The sequence below is a fragment of the Vibrio sp. 1CM23M genome, assembly GCF_023161755.1.
GTDB lineage: Bacteria > Pseudomonadota > Gammaproteobacteria > Enterobacterales > Vibrionaceae > Vibrio > Vibrio coralliirubri.
The window spans coordinates 976,346-992,765 of the sequence record NZ_JALNTR010000001.1 but is presented as its reverse complement, the minus strand read 5'-3'; the positions used below and the strand labels follow the sequence as shown (position 1 = coordinate 992,765).

At 44.9% G+C, this 16,420-nt stretch carries 19 protein-coding genes; 8 read left to right on the top strand and 11 right to left on the bottom strand.

What is annotated here, in order from left to right; genetic code table 11:
* Positions 1-76: 76 nt before the first annotated feature.
* Positions 77-670 carry a TetR/AcrR family transcriptional regulator gene (locus MSG35_RS04235; protein ID WP_050620178.1) on the bottom strand — a complete coding sequence of 198 codons (594 nt, stop codon included), beginning with the start codon at positions 668-670 and terminating at the stop codon, positions 77-79.
* Between the two features lie 162 nt (positions 671-832).
* Here MSG35_RS04235 and MSG35_RS04230 point away from each other — a divergent pair, with 162 nt between their 5' ends.
* Together MSG35_RS04230 and MSG35_RS04225 are read left to right on the top strand one after the other, a co-directional pair.
* Positions 833-1,789 carry an AEC family transporter gene (locus tag MSG35_RS04230; RefSeq protein WP_017072390.1) on the top strand — a complete coding sequence of 319 codons (957 nt, stop codon included), beginning with the start codon at positions 833-835 and terminating at the stop codon, positions 1,787-1,789.
* Between the two features lie 123 nt (positions 1,790-1,912).
* Entirely contained in the window at positions 1,913-2,953 is a 1,041-nt protein-coding gene (locus MSG35_RS04225) for an acyltransferase family protein (protein WP_248382977.1), read from the top strand.
* A 129-nt stretch (positions 2,954-3,082) separates the two neighbouring features.
* Here the strand turns inward: MSG35_RS04225 and MSG35_RS04220 are convergent, their stop codons facing one another.
* A complete protein-coding gene (locus tag MSG35_RS04220; protein ID WP_248382975.1) occupies positions 3,083-3,961 on the bottom strand; it encodes a 6-carboxytetrahydropterin synthase in 879 nt (292 codons plus the stop codon).
* A gap of 229 nt (positions 3,962-4,190) precedes the next feature.
* Positions 4,191-5,015 (bottom strand): AraC family transcriptional regulator, encoded by an 825-nt coding sequence (locus tag MSG35_RS04215; protein WP_248382973.1) that lies wholly within the window; start codon positions 5,013-5,015, stop codon positions 4,191-4,193.
* A gap of 110 nt (positions 5,016-5,125) precedes the next feature.
* Between MSG35_RS04215 and MSG35_RS04210 the strand changes: the two genes are divergently transcribed.
* Both MSG35_RS04210 and MSG35_RS04205 read left to right on the top strand, forming a co-directional pair.
* Complete coding sequence (locus MSG35_RS04210; protein WP_248382971.1) at positions 5,126-5,602, top strand: YHS domain-containing (seleno)protein; 477 nt, start codon at positions 5,126-5,128, stop codon at positions 5,600-5,602.
* Positions 5,603-5,818: 216 nt separating this feature from the next.
* The gene (locus MSG35_RS04205; RefSeq protein WP_248382969.1) at positions 5,819-6,454 is read left to right on the top strand and encodes an START domain-containing protein; all 636 of its coding nucleotides are present in this window, start codon (positions 5,819-5,821) and stop codon (positions 6,452-6,454) included.
* A gap of 41 nt (positions 6,455-6,495) precedes the next feature.
* On the opposite strand, the gene MSG35_RS04200 is transcribed toward MSG35_RS04205, so the two are convergent.
* The 4 genes from MSG35_RS04200 to MSG35_RS04185 form a co-directional block, all read right to left on the bottom strand.
* Positions 6,496-7,020 carry a DNA mismatch repair protein gene (locus MSG35_RS04200; protein ID WP_248382967.1) on the bottom strand — a complete coding sequence of 175 codons (525 nt, stop codon included), beginning with the start codon at positions 7,018-7,020 and terminating at the stop codon, positions 6,496-6,498.
* 8 nt (positions 7,021-7,028) lie between these two features.
* Entirely contained in the window at positions 7,029-7,415 is a 387-nt protein-coding gene (locus MSG35_RS04195; protein ID WP_004732742.1) for an MAPEG family protein, read from the bottom strand.
* A 626-nt stretch (positions 7,416-8,041) separates the two neighbouring features.
* Complete coding sequence (locus MSG35_RS04190) at positions 8,042-8,509, bottom strand: YjiG family protein (RefSeq protein ID WP_004737023.1); 468 nt, start codon at positions 8,507-8,509, stop codon at positions 8,042-8,044.
* Positions 8,509-9,246, bottom strand: a complete 738-nt coding sequence (locus MSG35_RS04185) for a nucleoside recognition domain-containing protein (RefSeq protein ID WP_048610036.1) — start codon at positions 9,244-9,246, stop codon at positions 8,509-8,511. Before MSG35_RS04185 ends, MSG35_RS04190 begins: the two co-directional genes overlap by 1 nt.
* Positions 9,247-9,771: 525 nt before the next feature.
* Here MSG35_RS04185 and MSG35_RS04180 point away from each other — a divergent pair.
* Together MSG35_RS04180 and nhaD are read left to right on the top strand one after the other, a co-directional pair.
* Positions 9,772-9,948, top strand: a complete 177-nt coding sequence (locus MSG35_RS04180) for a hypothetical protein (protein WP_248382966.1) — start codon at positions 9,772-9,774, stop codon at positions 9,946-9,948.
* Between the two features lie 229 nt (positions 9,949-10,177).
* Positions 10,178-11,617, top strand: coding sequence for a sodium:proton antiporter NhaD (nhaD, locus tag MSG35_RS04175; protein WP_248382965.1), 1,440 nt, complete (start codon positions 10,178-10,180; stop codon positions 11,615-11,617).
* Between the two features lie 14 nt (positions 11,618-11,631).
* Here the strand turns inward: nhaD and MSG35_RS04170 are convergent, their stop codons facing one another.
* From MSG35_RS04170 to MSG35_RS04160, 3 genes are all read right to left on the bottom strand, one after another.
* On the bottom strand, positions 11,632-12,018 hold the full coding sequence (locus tag MSG35_RS04170) for a hypothetical protein (protein WP_248382964.1): 387 nt from the start codon (positions 12,016-12,018) through the stop codon (positions 11,632-11,634).
* A 170-nt stretch (positions 12,019-12,188) separates the two neighbouring features.
* Complete coding sequence (locus tag MSG35_RS04165) at positions 12,189-12,671, bottom strand: methylated-DNA--[protein]-cysteine S-methyltransferase (RefSeq protein ID WP_248382963.1); 483 nt, start codon at positions 12,669-12,671, stop codon at positions 12,189-12,191.
* A gap of 25 nt (positions 12,672-12,696) precedes the next feature.
* Positions 12,697-14,073, bottom strand: coding sequence for an AlkA N-terminal domain-containing protein (locus tag MSG35_RS04160; protein ID WP_248382962.1), 1,377 nt, complete (start codon positions 14,071-14,073; stop codon positions 12,697-12,699).
* A gap of 242 nt (positions 14,074-14,315) precedes the next feature.
* On the opposite strand from MSG35_RS04160, the gene MSG35_RS04155 reads away from it, so the two are divergent.
* A complete protein-coding gene (locus MSG35_RS04155; RefSeq protein ID WP_048610044.1) occupies positions 14,316-14,519 on the top strand; it encodes a hypothetical protein in 204 nt (67 codons plus the stop codon).
* 215 nt (positions 14,520-14,734) lie between these two features.
* On the opposite strand, the gene MSG35_RS04150 is transcribed toward MSG35_RS04155, so the two are convergent.
* A complete protein-coding gene (locus MSG35_RS04150) occupies positions 14,735-15,625 on the bottom strand; it encodes a LysR family transcriptional regulator (RefSeq protein ID WP_029405267.1) in 891 nt (296 codons plus the stop codon).
* Between the two features lie 154 nt (positions 15,626-15,779).
* Here MSG35_RS04150 and MSG35_RS04145 point away from each other — a divergent pair, with 154 nt between their 5' ends.
* Positions 15,780-16,133: a DUF413 domain-containing protein gene (locus tag MSG35_RS04145; protein ID WP_019819999.1), complete on the top strand. Its 354-nt coding sequence runs from the start codon at positions 15,780-15,782 to the stop codon at positions 16,131-16,133.
* Positions 16,134-16,420 lie beyond the last annotated feature (287 nt).

The following is a 16,420-nucleotide window of genomic DNA, read 5'->3' as shown; positions in this document are numbered from 1 at the left end:
GCTTTGCGAGCTCAATAGTTTGCGAGCTAAGTAGCTTGCGAACTCTATGGTTTCCCGAACCAAGTGGCTTGGCGAGTTAAACCACTTTCCAGCTAGCGATTAAGCGCTCTACACCACTCCAAAAATGGGTATGGCTCGCTTGTTGGCCTCGTAACGAGTAGAACAAGTTAGCACTCAAATAGAGACCGTATAACTCAAAGGTTGCCTGTTTAGGATCTAAATCGGCTCTGAACTGTTTGCTCTCAACCGCTTTTGTTACCTGAATCGTCAAGTAATCAATCCACACTGAAATCGTTTTCTGCAATGCTTTCTGAATTACAGACGTTTCACTGCCCGCATCTTTCCATGCATCAATAAACATGCAACTGCCTTGGAACGAATGGTTCCAGCCTAGCCAATTGTCGAGCAGCTGTTTCAATTTCGCTTCAATATCACCATCTCCCAGCTCTCTTGCGGGAATGATGACTCTTTCGGTGAATATGGCGTTGGAATACTCGAGTACAGAGAGTTGCAGGTTTTCTTTAGAGTTGAAGTGTGCAAACAAGCCACTCTTAGACATGCCACACTGCTTGGCTAACTCGCCAATCGTCAAACTCTCAAGCCCATTCTCACTCGCAAGCGCGAATGCATGGCTCAAAATATACTCTTTGGTTATCTTTCCCTTACTCATTATTCACCAATAATAAATCTGATACATTATTTTTAGCACGTTCGTTCTTTTTTTCAAGATTTTTTACTTAACCCTTGGTATTCATTTTGTCTTATCAAAGAATTATGGAAAAATGCGACAGTATTCAAAGGAAATTGAAATCGACTAGCTAAAGGAAAAACAATGAACACACTTTGGGAACAGTTTGCGTTTTCGGCGTCAGTAACAGGCCCTATCTGTTTAATGCTGTTTCTTGGTGTGATGCTCAAGCGAATCGGCTTAATCAATGACAATTTCATTGATGTCGCATCTAAGGTGGTATTTCAAGTCACCCTGCCCGCAATGCTATTTCTGAGTATTGTTCAATCGAATCACAACTTTTCAGCCAGTAGCGCGTTAGTTGCGTTTGGCGTCATCGCTAACTTTATCTTTTTCTTGTTCACGATTTTCTCGACCAAGTTGGTATTCAAAGGTTCGAAAGATCAAGGTGTGATTGTCCAAGGTGGATTTCGCGCTAATACCGCGATCATCGGCCTCGCCTATGTGGCTAATATCTATGGCAACCAAGGTGTGGCATTGGCGGCTATCTATGTCGCATCTCTAACCGTGCTGTATAACATTCAAGCCGTGATTGCACTGACACCCAAAGGCGAAGACACTGGCGCGAAAGCGATTAAAGTGATCGCCAAGTCGATTACCAAAAACCCATTGATCATCGCTATTTTCTTAGCGGTCGTCTTCTATGCACTTTCTATTCCTATCCCCAAAATGGTCACTGACGCTGGTCAATACTTTGCCAACATGACGTTGCCTTTAGCACTGCTGTGTACCGGTGGGTCGCTGGACATCAGCTCGCTCAAACAAGAAAAACTGTCCACGTGGTTCGCCTCTAGCTACAAGTTAATTGCCTCACCGTTACTGATTACACTGGCGGCTGGGTACTTAGGATTTGAAGGGCTCGATCTCGGACTTATCTTCTTGATGAGCGCAGCACCAACAGCAGCGGCAAGCTATGTTATGGCTCGTGCGATGGGAGGAAACTCAACACTGGCAGCTAACATTATCGCGCTTACTACTGTTGTTTCTCTTATCACTTGTACTCTCGGTATTTTTGTACTTACTGCAATGGATTTAATATAGCTGCGACAGGCTTCAAAAAACCGACACAAGCCTTGAAACAAAGGTCATAAGCCTTGATTTAGGACTAACTGGTTGGGCATAAAGACTGCTAGATTTCGTAAAAATTTTACTAAGAGATCTGATATGTCTTCCGTTCAACATACGCCTTCACAACACATCGCCAGTATCGAGTTAGGCCGAGTGATTGCTATCTTGGCGATCATTGGTTTACACGGTCAAATGGCACTCACTTATTGGCAAATAGATGAAGTGCCTTGGTTCGGTTATGTACTCAACCAAACCGCTCGTTTTGCGGTACCTCTGTTTTTCCTAATTTCCGGTTATCTTATTCAACCCAAGTTGACTGCAGCCCCCTGGCAGACCGTCATTAACTACTCTAAACCACTGCTTAAGGTTTGGTTAGCATGGAGCATCATTTGCTTAGTGATGCCATTCAACCTCGCAAAGGTAGAAGAGTTTGGTTACCTAGGTGAGCGCCAAGGCTATTGGGGTTTCTTAATGAACACGCCACTTAACTCTTTCTTAGAGGGTGGATTGGTTCATTTATGGTTTATTCCCGCTCTCGTATGTGCAGTTTTGATCATTGCTTTGATAGTCGAAATGAAACTCGACAAACTGCTATTACCAGCGGCCATTGTACTTTACGTTTATGGTGTTTTGGCAGGAAGCTACGCAACGCTAACCGGGTTAGAAGCACCCTTCTTCACGCGTAATGGCCCGTTCTTTAGCACGTTAATGGTGACCTTAGGTTTCCTTATTCGTCAGAATCAATGGAAGGTGTCATCAACTAAAGCGTTGGGGCTATTAGCGTTAGGCATGTTGATTCACTTTGCTGAGGCGGCATGGCTCACCACGTTCGACGTCGGATTCAACATGAATGATTTCTTGTTTGGCACGGCTCTGTGGGGGATGGGTGTGTTCATGTGGCTTTTAGCTAATCCAAACATGGGTAACTACGCTTGGGTTCATGCCATTTCAAATCGCATGCTGGGTATCTACGTCAGCCATTTGCTGATCATTATCGTGTTGTTCAATGTCTGTGGAGTTTTCGGCATTACGGAATTGGCAAAAGACGTTACGGTATTTTTTGGTACCGTATTGTTAAGCTTCGGGTTGGTTGTTGGAATCGAGAAAACGCCACTGCGACACATGCTACTTCGCTAGGGCGTGTTTATGCCTAAAACTATCCGCTAAATCAGTTTTAAAGAGCAACAAAAAATAAAGGCAAGATAACGGATTATCTTGCCTTTATTTCATCATCTCAGTAACGAGAGTCTGTCACTCGTTGAAGTGTTATCGGAACGCCATTGCGCCCTTGCCAACACCTTCATAAGCGACGATTTGTAGTGATTGGTTCTCTGCTAGGCTAGGCTCAACTTGATCCGCAATATAGCCCGCAAGTAATTCCACCGTGGTATCGGTCGGCAAGATTTCCGTCTCACTCTTAGCAATCGCTAGCTCAAATTCGCCTTGTGGCGCGGTGTAGCGGAAGCCATAGTGACTTTCATCATTAACACTGTTCGCGTTTTCACTCAGGTTAAGTGATGAAACTGAAACTTGGTCTTCTTTAGAACCTAAATAAATGTCTTCCCAACGCTGAGCAAATGCTTGTTCACGTTGCTCGTCACGCTGACCATCGACCACAATTTCTACTGGAGAACGGTGACCGTGGGCGATACGTTGGCAGTTGCCATCATGCTTTTTCAAACCATGAGTGTAGTGGTAAAACGCGCCATTAATGTTCTCATGACGTAGGGTGATCTCTAACCCTGTGACGTTACTTGGTAGGTTATCGCGAAGAATATTGTAAACGTGTGCGGTCACACTCTCGATAGTAATCGCTTCTGCATCAATCAAACAATATGCTTCATCAGGGCAATGTAGATGAAGGCTCTTGTCACCACGCAACACATCAACCTTAGAGTAGCCCGCTTTGCTCGCTTGATGTACGATTGCAGAGCTTTTCATTGGCAGCAGTAAGCGGTGGTCAACATGTTGATCAACCAGCTGTTTGATCTGCTTTTTGACTCGGCTAAAGTCCAGAACCATGCTCATTTCGTTCAGTTCACCAGACATGGTGACATCTAAAATCCAACTATCTCCTACGACCCCTCTGTGTTCACAGATGTATGAAGAATCGATAACGGTAAGGTCTCTTACAAATAGGTTCAAGTGGAACTCCTTAGTGCTTTAATGAGATACGGGAGGCTGAATAATGTTCAGCAGGCACTTCGTCTCATTGATGTCTGATAAAATAGGACGGGCAGGATGTTACAACAAGCTTATAAAGTCCACCTTTTTACACCGTCATTCGAGAAATGAACAAACTACGCTCAATTTCCGCAATAACATAGGCCAGTCTCATGCCAATAGCCATATTGCAGGTAGGGTTGCAAGCGCTTCACATTACATTTTGCTTTAGCCATAAACGTGGCGACATTCCGGCAACATGTTGAAAAGCACGTGAGAATCCTGAATAGCTATTGTAACCCACTTCATCAGCGACCCAATTGATCGGCTTATTTTGCAATAACAGAGATTGAGCCACAGAGACTCGCCACTTTTGCACATAATCTCCCGGCGTTTCACCCACTTCTCGTTTGAACGCTTCAATAAACTGAGTGCGAGACATCGCGGCCAGTGACGCCATTTCGGCAATCGAATAGTGACGAGCAGGTAATCGATGAATAACCGTGACCACAGAAGCCAATCGCGGGTGAGCAAGCGCCGAGAAAACGCCGCTATCAATTTTCTGTTGTTCAATGAGATGACGGAAAATCAAAGCCATCAAGGCATCGCTCAATTTGTCCATTAAGTACTGCTGCCCCGACGATTCTTGGCTCGACTCATTAGATAACACCTCAATCACTGGCATTAAGTTAGGTGCATCCTCAAACGGAATCACTATTACGTCAGGCAGAGCCGACAATAAAGGATTCATCTGTCCTGAACGATACTCCACGTTCGCACACACGACCTCCGCACCGTCTCCCACACCTTCAATCGCATGTGGTGTGCTATTCGGCAGATAAACAATGCAAGGCTGCGACAAATGCCGGTGTTCCGTGTGAGTACTAGACAAGCTCAACTCCCCTGCGCTCAATACATGAAGATGCCCCTCTTTACCTTGTTGCGCGTTAAATGACGATACTCCACACAGGTTTCCTGAATAGAAAACGCCAGTGCGTATCGAGAAGTGTTCCATTAATTGTGAAAGCAGATCCATGCATCCTCCGAACGATTCGCTTAGTTTTTAGTTCTTTTGTCCCTCTATAGACCGGACGAGTGGGCTAAATTATTTCAAACAAGATAACCAACACTGACAAGGAACTTGATATGTCACACATGAAATCGACCAGTCAAAAAATCACTCTATTGGCCGCGTTACTAGGCACCAGTTTTTCGTTAATGGCAGCAGACCTTGATATGAGTGTCGACAGCAATGACCTCGCAATTAAAGGCTATGACCCTGTCGCTTACTTTTCCAATGAAGGCCCAGTAAAAGGCACATCAGAGTTCACAGCGACCTATAAGAATGCGATCTATAACTTTGCTAGCAGTGAAAACAGAGATGAATTTCGAGCCAATCCAGAAGCCTATGCCCCTCAATATGGCGGTTACTGCGCGTTTGGAGTAGCCATGGGTAAGAAGTTTGAAACCGACCCTCTCGCTTGGAAAGTGGAAGATGGGAAGTTGTATCTGAACTTAGACAAATCGGTTCAAGAACGTTGGTTGGAGAATACACAAGAGTTCATCCAAGACGCCAACAGCAACTGGACAACCATCAAAACCGTAGAAGCCTATAAGCTCTAAGTTCTAAGTTCTAAGTTCTAAGTTCTAAGTTCTAAGTTCTAAGTTCTAGCCTACAGCGCTTATCCATTGCCCACGAATAAAACGGAAGCGACCGAACGCTTCCGTTTTCATTGGGATTTCCCCAAATAGGTCAACCCAAAGCGATTGGCAACACCTACAAAGTCCATTTCTATTCTATACTCCTAGCAGATAAGCTTTTCTTTTTATGGAAGAATAATGACATTACCTAGGATTTTGGCACTCGGCCTCTGCGCCCTATCGACACTGACTTATGCCAACCCGTGGCAGTTCGTCAAAAGTGAAGATGGCATCATGATTGATAAAAGGCCACACAGCGAAGGCTTGGTCGAGATACGAGCGCAAATGCAAACGCCCACCACTTATTCCGGTTTTTTACTGTTATTGGAAGACAGCGAGAACGTACCAAACTGGATAGATAATGTGTCGCAAAGCCGTGTGTTGATGCAGATATCTGAGGCGGAAAACATCGTCTATACCCAATTCAAAGCACCGTGGCCTGCTAGAGATCGAGACATGGTGACCTACTCAAAATACAGCATCGAGGATGGGCAGTTTGTCTTGTCGATAAAGGATGCGTCGAACTATTTAGCGAAAGAGTCAGGGTACATTCGAATCTACGATGTGGACGCACTTTGGACACTGCAACCGCTGACTAATGGCAATACCTACATCACCTACACCGCTTATGCGAACGCAGGTGGCATCCTACCGAATTGGTTGATGAACAAGTTATCGATAGGCAGTGCACTGAGCACGTTTAAGGGACTAAAAGAACAGTTACCAAAGTACCAAGGCCAGCAGCATCCTAACCTGCCAAGTGAGTCTCGCTAACGGTAAAGTAGACAAGTAAATAGAGGAAATAAAGTTAAAGACTAAGGTCTTCTAGCGAGATCGCGCGCTAAGATAAGCGCCAAGCCAAATACTTGAAGAAACAGGGCTATGTTCTTATAGAAAGCCATTTTCTCATCAAGCCTTTGGATTAACTCAACCAAGGTCAGGTTATCCAAATAGTAGTCATCGATTCGAGTTCGTTGCGACTCTTGAGCACCGTTTATCAGCATCATCAGTTTCGGCAAGTTAGACAAAGAGATATTTGGCACTTCGCTACTCACCCAACGCCTAAGTTGCCCACGCAGTGCTTCATCAAGAACAGTGGTAGGCTGCCCCGTTTCTGGTTTATCAAGGTGAATCAGAATCGCTTCACGCTTACGCTCTAGGGTTTCAATCGTATTCCAAGCAAGCTGTATTGAGTACACATTGCCGAATTTGCGATCGTTGTATTCCGCTTTCTCAGCTTCAATTTTATCGAGCACCAAGCTCGACATGACAATCGCCATGATGTTGAGTATCAAGCCTGCGAGGACAATCGCCCAAGCAGGTGGAAGGCGCAACGCCATAATGCTCCCTAGAACATTTTATCAAAAGGTAGGTAAGCTAAGTTTAGGACAATCAAAGAGATCATGCAGATAAGCGTTAACACCATCCCCACTTTTCGACCTTTGAAGTTCTTCGCTAAGATCCCTTTCGCATGAATCACTCGCCCCAGAATAAACGCTACACCAATGACATGAATCAGCCACACACCGGCACCATTCATCTCTAACAATCCCATCAAAATCACGGTGATTGGGATGTAATCCATCGCGTTACTTTGTGCCGAACGTGCTATCTGTAACGACTCAACACCGCCATCAGCATGAGCAACAAGATTGATTCGCCTTTGCTTGATCACCTCTATTGCTAACCAAATCATTACGACCGTCAGCAAGGCTGCGTAAAGTGCTGTAACCATCATATTTCCCTATTATTTTGTGTTTACTCAGTGTTCTTTGTTATCTGTTCGACAACACCCGCCGAGATAAAATGAAAATCGCGCCCGAGCACTTGTAAGAGATCTCTCACACCGAACGTAAGAGATCACAATCAAGCTTCGCAGAAAATTCGTAAAATACAAACCCAAGCCCTTGTTTTGTATGAATCCACGCATATTTCTTTCGCTCAGTGGGTACATTTATTTCTTAGGGTGGATTGTGAGTAAAGCCTCTGCAGTGTTTAATACACATGTCGACAGGGAGTTGGCAGGAACAGGAAAAAGCCTAACGGATTAGGTATCTTCAGGATGAAGATTTGATGGCTTAGGATGAGTTATCAGCAAGGAAGTTATGCTCTAGGATAGAGTCGCTTATCAGGATGATGAGTTTGCAAGGACACCGCTAGGACGGCGATGAATTGGATAGGTTAAAGGATTTAGCCACGTCAAGGAACGATGCAGGGAGCACCAGTTACCTATTGAAAGATAAGTAACGCGCAGTAGCAGGATGGCTACGAAAAGAATAGACCCCGTTTGGTGAAAGCCAAACGGGGTTTCCTTTTTTGTAACGTCTAAAAGCTATTCGCAGCTAACCGCTCAAAGTCACGTTACAAAATAATGTTCATCAAGAACATTGCACCAAACGCATTCAATACCGAAATCGCGATCATCACCGGGATGTAGCGACCTTCAGTACCAATTGGTCCCATAATACGGCCCATGTATTGCACCTGAGAGCCCATCAAGTAGATAGCTGGCGCCAAGATAGCGATATGGTTGCCGTTCAGAATACCTTGGTCAAACAGCGTGATAACCACGCCCACCGCGCCACCCATCGACATCCACGCACCGATCAATACCGCTGCCGCTTCGCCAGGTAAACCAAATACCGCCATAATTGGAGCAAATACACTGCCCATCAAATCCAGCGCACCCGTTATCTGCAATGCCTTGATGATCACAAACGCCATCAGAACATTCGGTACCGTAGAGGTAGTCGCAATAACCCAGCCTTTCTTAGCACCTTCAACGAAAATATCAGTAACCATTGGTTTCTTTGCTTTAACTTCGCTCATTATGCTACTTCCTCTTCCAGTTTTTGTTCTTTGTCTGATTTTGGTTTGTCTTCTTTGCCTTCAGTAATGTTGAGATAAATACGGAACAGGTTCGCGCCGACAAACTTAAAGATAAACATCACAGCGACAGCCAAACCAATTGACGACGTCACCGCTAAAGAGCCGTCCATCGCGGTTAGAGTGAACAGCACCGCACCTGAAGAGAAAAAGTTAACGATCGCCGCACCCGCCGTAAACTGGAACATGGTGAACACATCGGTTTCACGCTTAGTGAGATGCCCTTCATCTTTCAACTGACGTGTCATCGCTGCGCCAGCATCGGTACTTTGCAAAGAAGCGATCAGTGCCAAGCCTGAGTTACCCGGAATACCCATTAAAGGGCGAAGCAGAGGTGTCAGCAGTTTACGAGCCGCATCCAGAGCACCGTAGTGCTCAAGTACGTTGATCATACCCAGTGCAAACATTACGGTCGGAATAAGTGTCAAAGCAAAAATGAAACCGTCACGAGCACCACTACCACCTTTACCACGCAGTGACGTCGTTGCCGCTTGAATACCATCGGCCGTTTCACTCACATCGTAAGCAACCTTACCGAATGAACCATTGAGCGTTGTAAAATCGAACACTCCATACCATTCATTGGACTGCATTAAGCCTGAAAAGAACACAATCGCGAACGCGAGTGCGATATAGCTGCCGATCGTGACTTTACGATCGGTTTTGGTTGGATTAGTCATAAGGACCTCTATACATCTCGTTTATGTGGAACAGAACACGTATAGATAGTGCAAACTAATGAGCGAAAGGTTAATGACCAAAATCAAATAGCGTATCGGTTTGAATAAAAGAAGCACAGCAACATATAAAACTGTGATTTGGATTTGAAAGCAGGACCATACGCTAAATAAATCAGAATATTTCACATACAAAACTAAACAAATCTTGCTTCAACAGCGCAACCAAAAACGCACACAATCGCCACACAAACCTGGCTTCTAGTGAGAAGTTTTTACCTAGTGCGATCTCTGACAATGTTGTAAGAGATCTCTTACATTTTTTTCTGATCAATTTTAATTCGATTATAATACAGAGACTTAAAGAGTGATTTCGCTTCCAGAACGCAACCGTTTTCCCTTAGTTGATTGAGTTTTGAACCAAGCGCAAACAGTGAGCCATTTTATAAAGCATTTGAGCTTAATTCGAAATTTCAGCCCTCAGAGGTGCTATAGACTTCGCGCAGCCAATATAGAAGGAGAACGGTGATGGCTATGGAAATGAGAACACTTAAATATCAAGTAATGGGCAAAGGCATGTGGATCACTGCAACAGTATCTCGCGTAGTAGCGGACAAACTTGCGCTTGAATACCAATCCTATGGCTGGCCTGTTGAAGTATGTGCAGCAGAACAAACACTGACGTTTGATCTCAATGCTGCATAATGTTGGCAATTTCGAATAAGCTCTATCGGCACTGAGTCCGGTAGGGCTTTTTCTTTAGTCTTTAACTTAAAGTAATTTTGAGCATGCAAGACCGTATTTCGTTCACATCACAGTCTATTCCTTTCATTATAATCTATTGAATTATTAAGATATCTATCACACTGCACATGGTTATTTAGGTCTACGCTTTTACCCGTGTTAATAACTTATTAACTTCGGAGCGTAATCCATGTTAGGTATCCAGCTTTCTGCTGTTCTCTCTTTGTTACTCTTTTCTACGGTAGCAGGTGCTGCCACTTCTCAGTTGGGAGAACCACTCAAGCTCACCAACTCATTCGCTGGCTACCTATCCCTAACCATTTTCGTTGTCGCCTACATCGTGGTGATGATGGAAGAGTACCTAAAGCTCCGAAAATCCAAGCCAGTGTTACTTGCGGCAGGCCTGATCTGGATAATCATTGGTTTTACCTACCAAGAACACAACCTTGTTGAAGTGGCTAAACAAGCGCTCGAACACAACTTACTGGAATACGCTGAGCTCTTACTATTCCTACTCGTCGCCATGACCTATATCAGCGCCATGGAAGAGAGAAGACTGTTTGATGCGCTGCAAGCATGGATGGTGGGCAAAGGCTTTAATTTCCGCTCTCTGTTCTGGCTAACCGGTATTCTGGCCTTCTTTATCTCACCTATCGCCGACAACCTCACCACAGCTCTATTGATGTGCGCCGTGGTTTTGAAAGTCGCAGGTTCCAACCCTAAATTCGTTAACCTAGCCTGTGTAAACATCGTGATAGCCGCTAACGCTGGCGGCGCATTCAGCCCATTCGGTGACATCACAACGTTGATGGTGTGGCAGGCTGGCTATGTAAGCTTCAGTGAGTTCATTCCCTTGTTTATTCCTTCAGTGATGAATTACCTCGTCCCTGCAATGATCATGTCTTACTTTGTTCCCACAACCCAACCCGACACGGTGCATCAGCACGTTGAATTAAAACGAGGTGCAAGACGCATCGTGTTGTTGTTCATCATGACCATCGGCACTGCGGTTGCTTTCCATGCCGTACTCCACTTCCCTCCAGTAATGGGCATGATGATGGGGCTGGCGTATCTACAGTTCTTTGGTTATTTCTTGCGTAAGACCTTGCCAAATTCACTGGCGAAGAAAAAAGCAGTCGCGATTGCCAACAATGATGAAGGGGCGTTGAAGCGACTCGGTTCAGTCGTGCCCTTTGATGTATTTCGAAGAGTGTCGCATGCCGAATGGGACACCCTGCTGTTCTTCTACGGCGTGGTGATGTGTGTCGGTGGCTTGAGTCTACTGGGATACTTGGAGCTTGCCTCTGGTGTGATGTACAGCCAGTGGGATCCAATTTGGGCCAACATCATGGTGGGGATCTTATCTGCGATTGTCGATAACATTCCGGTGATGTTTGCGGTGTTATCGATGGAGCCTCAAATGTCGATGGGTAACTGGCTACTGATCACCTTAACCGCAGGCGTTGGCGGCAGCTTGTTATCTATTGGTAGTGCGGCAGGTGTGGCGTTAATGGGCGCGGCGCATGGCAAATACACCTTCTTTGGCCACTTGAAATGGATGCCAGTGATCATGATTGGCTATGCCGTCAGTATCGCGGCTCACCTGTGGCTTAATGGCGATCTTTTCTAATTCGGAGATCTTTTCTAGTTCGAACTGTCTTTCAGAGGCTTATCAACACGTGTCCAGACGTTACTCAATTGTATCGCTGGGCACTGGTTGCAAGTTAACATCTCGCCCTGATGTTGAATGCGCATAACCAGTCTAGAGTCAGTTCGGCTGCTTCCAGAATTGAACTCAATGGTGATCAAGTCATCATCGACACGATAGGTTCGAGTCACGGAATTGTCCGTTGTTTGATAAGTCACCTGTCCGGATTCAAAAAGTAGATAACTGTCATTATCTGCGTTTTCATACATACCTTTGAACAGAGCAAGCTGTGGAACCTCGAAAGGTCGGCTGGTATCAGTTAAACAACCTGTCAGCAATAATGCAGAGCTGCAGCCAGATATTAGTGAAGGGAATCTATTCATTTGGGCATCCTTGCCTAGAGAACATAGTCAAAGAATATGCAACCAAATCGATATTTTCCAGAAAGCGTTGATTTTAATGCAAAGTCACATTTTAAGTACCACTCGCCTTCACTATGAGTAGTACGTGATCCTCGGTCAACATCTCGACAGGCTCATTGCTAAATCGCTTGCTAGTTCTGCTCTCTTCCCTCTATCACCAATAAGCGCTGTTTACGTTCTACGCCACCTGCATACCCCGTCAGCTTGCCATTTTTGCCAATCACACGGTGACACGGCACAATCACTGAAACCGGATTTTTGCCATTCGCCAAGCCTACAGCACGAACGGCTTTCGGGTTGCCTATCGCATCAGCCAGTTGTGCATAACTCCAAGTCTCTCCATAAGGAATGGTCGTCAGCGCCTGCCAAACCGACTGCTGAAATGGCGTGCCCTTGGCTGCGATCGGCACAGAAAACTGAATAACTTCGCCTGAGAAATAGCGATTAAGCTGCTCGATAGCCAATGCAAAGATCGGAAAGCTATCATCTTGAACACCCAACTGTTCCGGCTTGGTGGTATGTGTCTCGAACCAAAGGCCGAGCAAACCTTCATCGTTCGCCTGTAACGTCACGGTTCCCAATGGGCTGTCATAGTAAGTAAAACGGTTGTCCATGATATCTCCTAGCTTAGTATTCCAATTAAGACTGATTCCAACAGTGGAACGTGGCGTAACTCCCCCAAGGTGAAACGCTCTCTGCATTAATGGCAGGTCGATGCTCAATAAACTTCTTCACCACCAAGTCACCAACCAACAAATGATTAGGTTCGCTTAACCCGCGAAGCAGTGCATATTGAATCGTCCAAGGCCCAATGCCTTTTAGCTCAATCCATTTGGAAGGATGTTCAGCTTCATTGTCGACCATGTATTCGGCAAAACGCTTTAGGGTCTCTTTGCGGCTTCCCGGCATTCTCAAGAAGCTAACATCAGCGTCCGCTATCTGTTTTGGGGTTGGGAAGCTGGCTTTCTCATGTTCATCACAAAGCTCTTTGACCAATAAGTTAAGCAGACCAATCGCCGCGGTTACCGAAACTTGCTGCCCTAGAATCGCCCTAACTCCGGCTTCCCAAGCACTCCACACGCCAGGAATACGGATGCCACTCTTAGCCACCAAGTTAGGATCGATAATCGTGAAGAACGCTTCGACCTTGGCAATATCGACATCAAGATCGAACATACGGCGGATATTCGCAATCAAGCTTCTTAACTGGCTTATATCGTCCAACTCAAATTCAATATCCAAGCGGTTCTCTTTGGCTAAAGTCGCCTTGAACCAACCCTTTGACCCGTTCACATTTACCGAACGCTGATAATAATCTTCGCCAACATCTTCTAAGCCCTCAATCATTCTTCGTCGATAAAACCCCAACAAGTGATTCCAATCTAAGGGTCCATGAAAACCAAGCTGAATATGATTACGCAGGGTGTCACTTGGCTTGGCTCGCCTAATTTGGGTTGGCGAAAGCTGCAGCTCTTTTTGAAAGGCATCATTAAAACGGCGCGTACTATTGAAGCCACTAGCAAAGCCGACATCCGTAATGCTCATGCTGCTGGTGTGCAGCAACTGCTTGGCGAACATCAGTTGGCTGTACAGACTATATTGCTTGGGTGACACACCGATGTAATTTTCGAATAAGGTTCGTAAGTAACGATCTGAAATACCTAGCCGCGTTGCAAGGTCGACGATAGATCCTGAATTCAGTGCGCCATTATCAATCAACTGCATCGCACGCAAGAAAGTGGTTTCGACGCCCTTCCATGCTGGCGAAAAAGGCGCGCTGTCTGGTCGGCAACGTAAACAAGGACGATACCCCGCTTTCAATGCTTGAGCTTGATGGGAAAAATATTCGACGTTTTCTTCTTTGGGCGGACTTGCTGGGCAAATCGGGCGACAAAAAATTCCTGTCGTTTTCACCGCTGTAAAAAACATCCCATCAAAGCGAGCATCTCGCGCATATCGAGCCAAATGGCACTGTTCACTGGTTAAGGTGCTGTTGTGATTGATCTTTTTCGACATGCCGTACTCTTCCCATTTACCATAGCGTTTGATCCGATACCTAAAAGTTTACCGTGAACCACCATTGTCGCTAGCCACTTTCGGAAGCGAAGGTCAGATAAATCACAAAAAAGGGTTTTAATTTTATTCAATTCGACTAAATTTAACCTAGAGAAGGCAATCTTCTCACAACGTCAACGATCGGTACTTAGCACGCCAAGATGCAGAGACCGATCGAATATAAATATAAAAAGGAAAAGGCTATGGTTCTTCACACGTGTCGTATTGTTTTATCAAACCAACAGGTTCTCACCAGTCAATCAGTCGAGCAGTCTCTGAGCTTTCTTGAAGACAAAGCGGACAACGGGATTTCTATGATTGAGATTGACGCAACGGATGGCAGTCAAATCCATTCGTACATGTCACACTCTCTTGAAGAGTCTATTGAGAATCTAATGAATCTCTAGAATTTTCGAAGAATAGTGCTTTGAAGTGATAGGGCTGTTAAAAAAGGCTACACATACCAGGCTTAAACGATATTTATGGAATTAGAAACGATCTCTAGTTCCGAAAAGAAGTACATTTCTGGTTTAAAACAAAAATGGCTCCCAACTATACAATTAGTTGGGAGCCATTTTTTATTGAATCTAATCAATAAAGCCATTGCTTACCGCGAATGCCGTTACTCAGGCGCTTGTTCAGCGGCTTGCTGCAATGTGTAAGCAGTCGATGGGTCAATCTCATTAACCAACTTCTCAACCTGCATGATCGCATCAACCGAAGTACTGCTTTTACGGTAGCTCAGATAAATTGGGCGATACCAGTCTTCAACCCCTTTCACCTTATGCAGCTGACCCGAATCGATAAAAGGTTCGACTAGAGACACCGGAAGATACGCACTGCCACCTTTCTCTAAAATGAAATCGAGGGCAATACGCGCTGTAGAGGTGCGTAAATAAGGTGCTGGCACTTTAGGGTGACGTTCTGCGTGTTCAGAACCAAAACGCGTTCCCCAATCCACATACACATACTTGTGTTGGAATACAGATTCCAGATCATCTTGCTGCGTTGATACCAATACCAAAACCAAGTCAGCGACTTTTTTACAGTTCAGCTCTTCTGCTTTGATCTGATCGAACGCGAAAGCCATATCTAAGGTTCGTTCTAACAAATTACGGTTCAGTTGCTCGCGCCCCATCACCTCTGCCATAAAGCCGTAACCACCAAAAGAGTCGGTTACCACACTTAAACAGTTTTGCAGATACGCATCCCAAATATTCGGCGTGCCGCCCAGCGTTAACTGCAAGGCTTTACCACTCTCTAACGACAGCTCAAATTTGGCTTGTTGTAGAGTGGACACCATCACTTCGGCATAACCAATCAAACGTTCACCGGAAGATGTGAGTTTGATGTTATTGCGGTCACGAATGAAGAGCTGAGTATCAAAATAGCCTTCAAGCTGTTTGATCCGCGCACTCACCGCCGCTTGTGTTAAATACAAGTTTTCAGCTGCACGCCCAAAATGGCGCACCCTTGCAACCTCAAGAAAGGTTCTAAATACTTTCACATCCATCAAATACATCTCTGTAATAAATCTGCTAACTAGCCGATCTAGGATTGTTTATCGTAAAGGCAAAAACGTTTTGTTTCCTATTTTAGCCTTTTAACAATATTTTCGCGTGAGCAATAAACACTAATTTCTATCTAACCACATTACTGAGGCTGATATGTCTGAGACCGAATTCCGACACGGAAAAAAACGTTTTTATGACACCATTAAATTCCCGAGAGGGTTCGCTAAGTCGGGTGATTTTACTCTTTCAGAAGAGGAAATCCTAACCTTGTTTGGTGACACTATGCTTGCACTTGAAACTGGTGAACTAGCACCAATCAATGCAGAAGAAAAACACTTCATTAAAGTGTTGTCTCACCCTCATAAGGCAAAGTCCAAGTTAGAGCGTGTTTGGTTGAAGTACATTCAACTGGCTCGTGGACGCCGTCGCTTTCACACCCTAAACGGCTGCAAACGCGGCGAAGTGCCTAGGGAAGAATACGAAAGTGAGTTAGTGTTAGAAGATTAGTAAAATCGCTCAAAGTGATACCTCATCACTTTGGGCTTTTTTTTGCCTTCAAACACATCTTCTTTGTAATTGGTAAGTTTAGCCAACCTGTCCATTTTTACCAATATTTATATACAATTCATAGCGATAGCGTGACTAAAACACAGCTCTCGTTCAATCTTATGGGTATTCATCCCACTGAGATTCATCGTTATTCATCCTGCCCCTGTCTTTTATCACGATAGCGCTCCATTGCCATCATTATTTTTCTAGCTTCAACTATGCTATCAACGCTTGTTTATACGCCG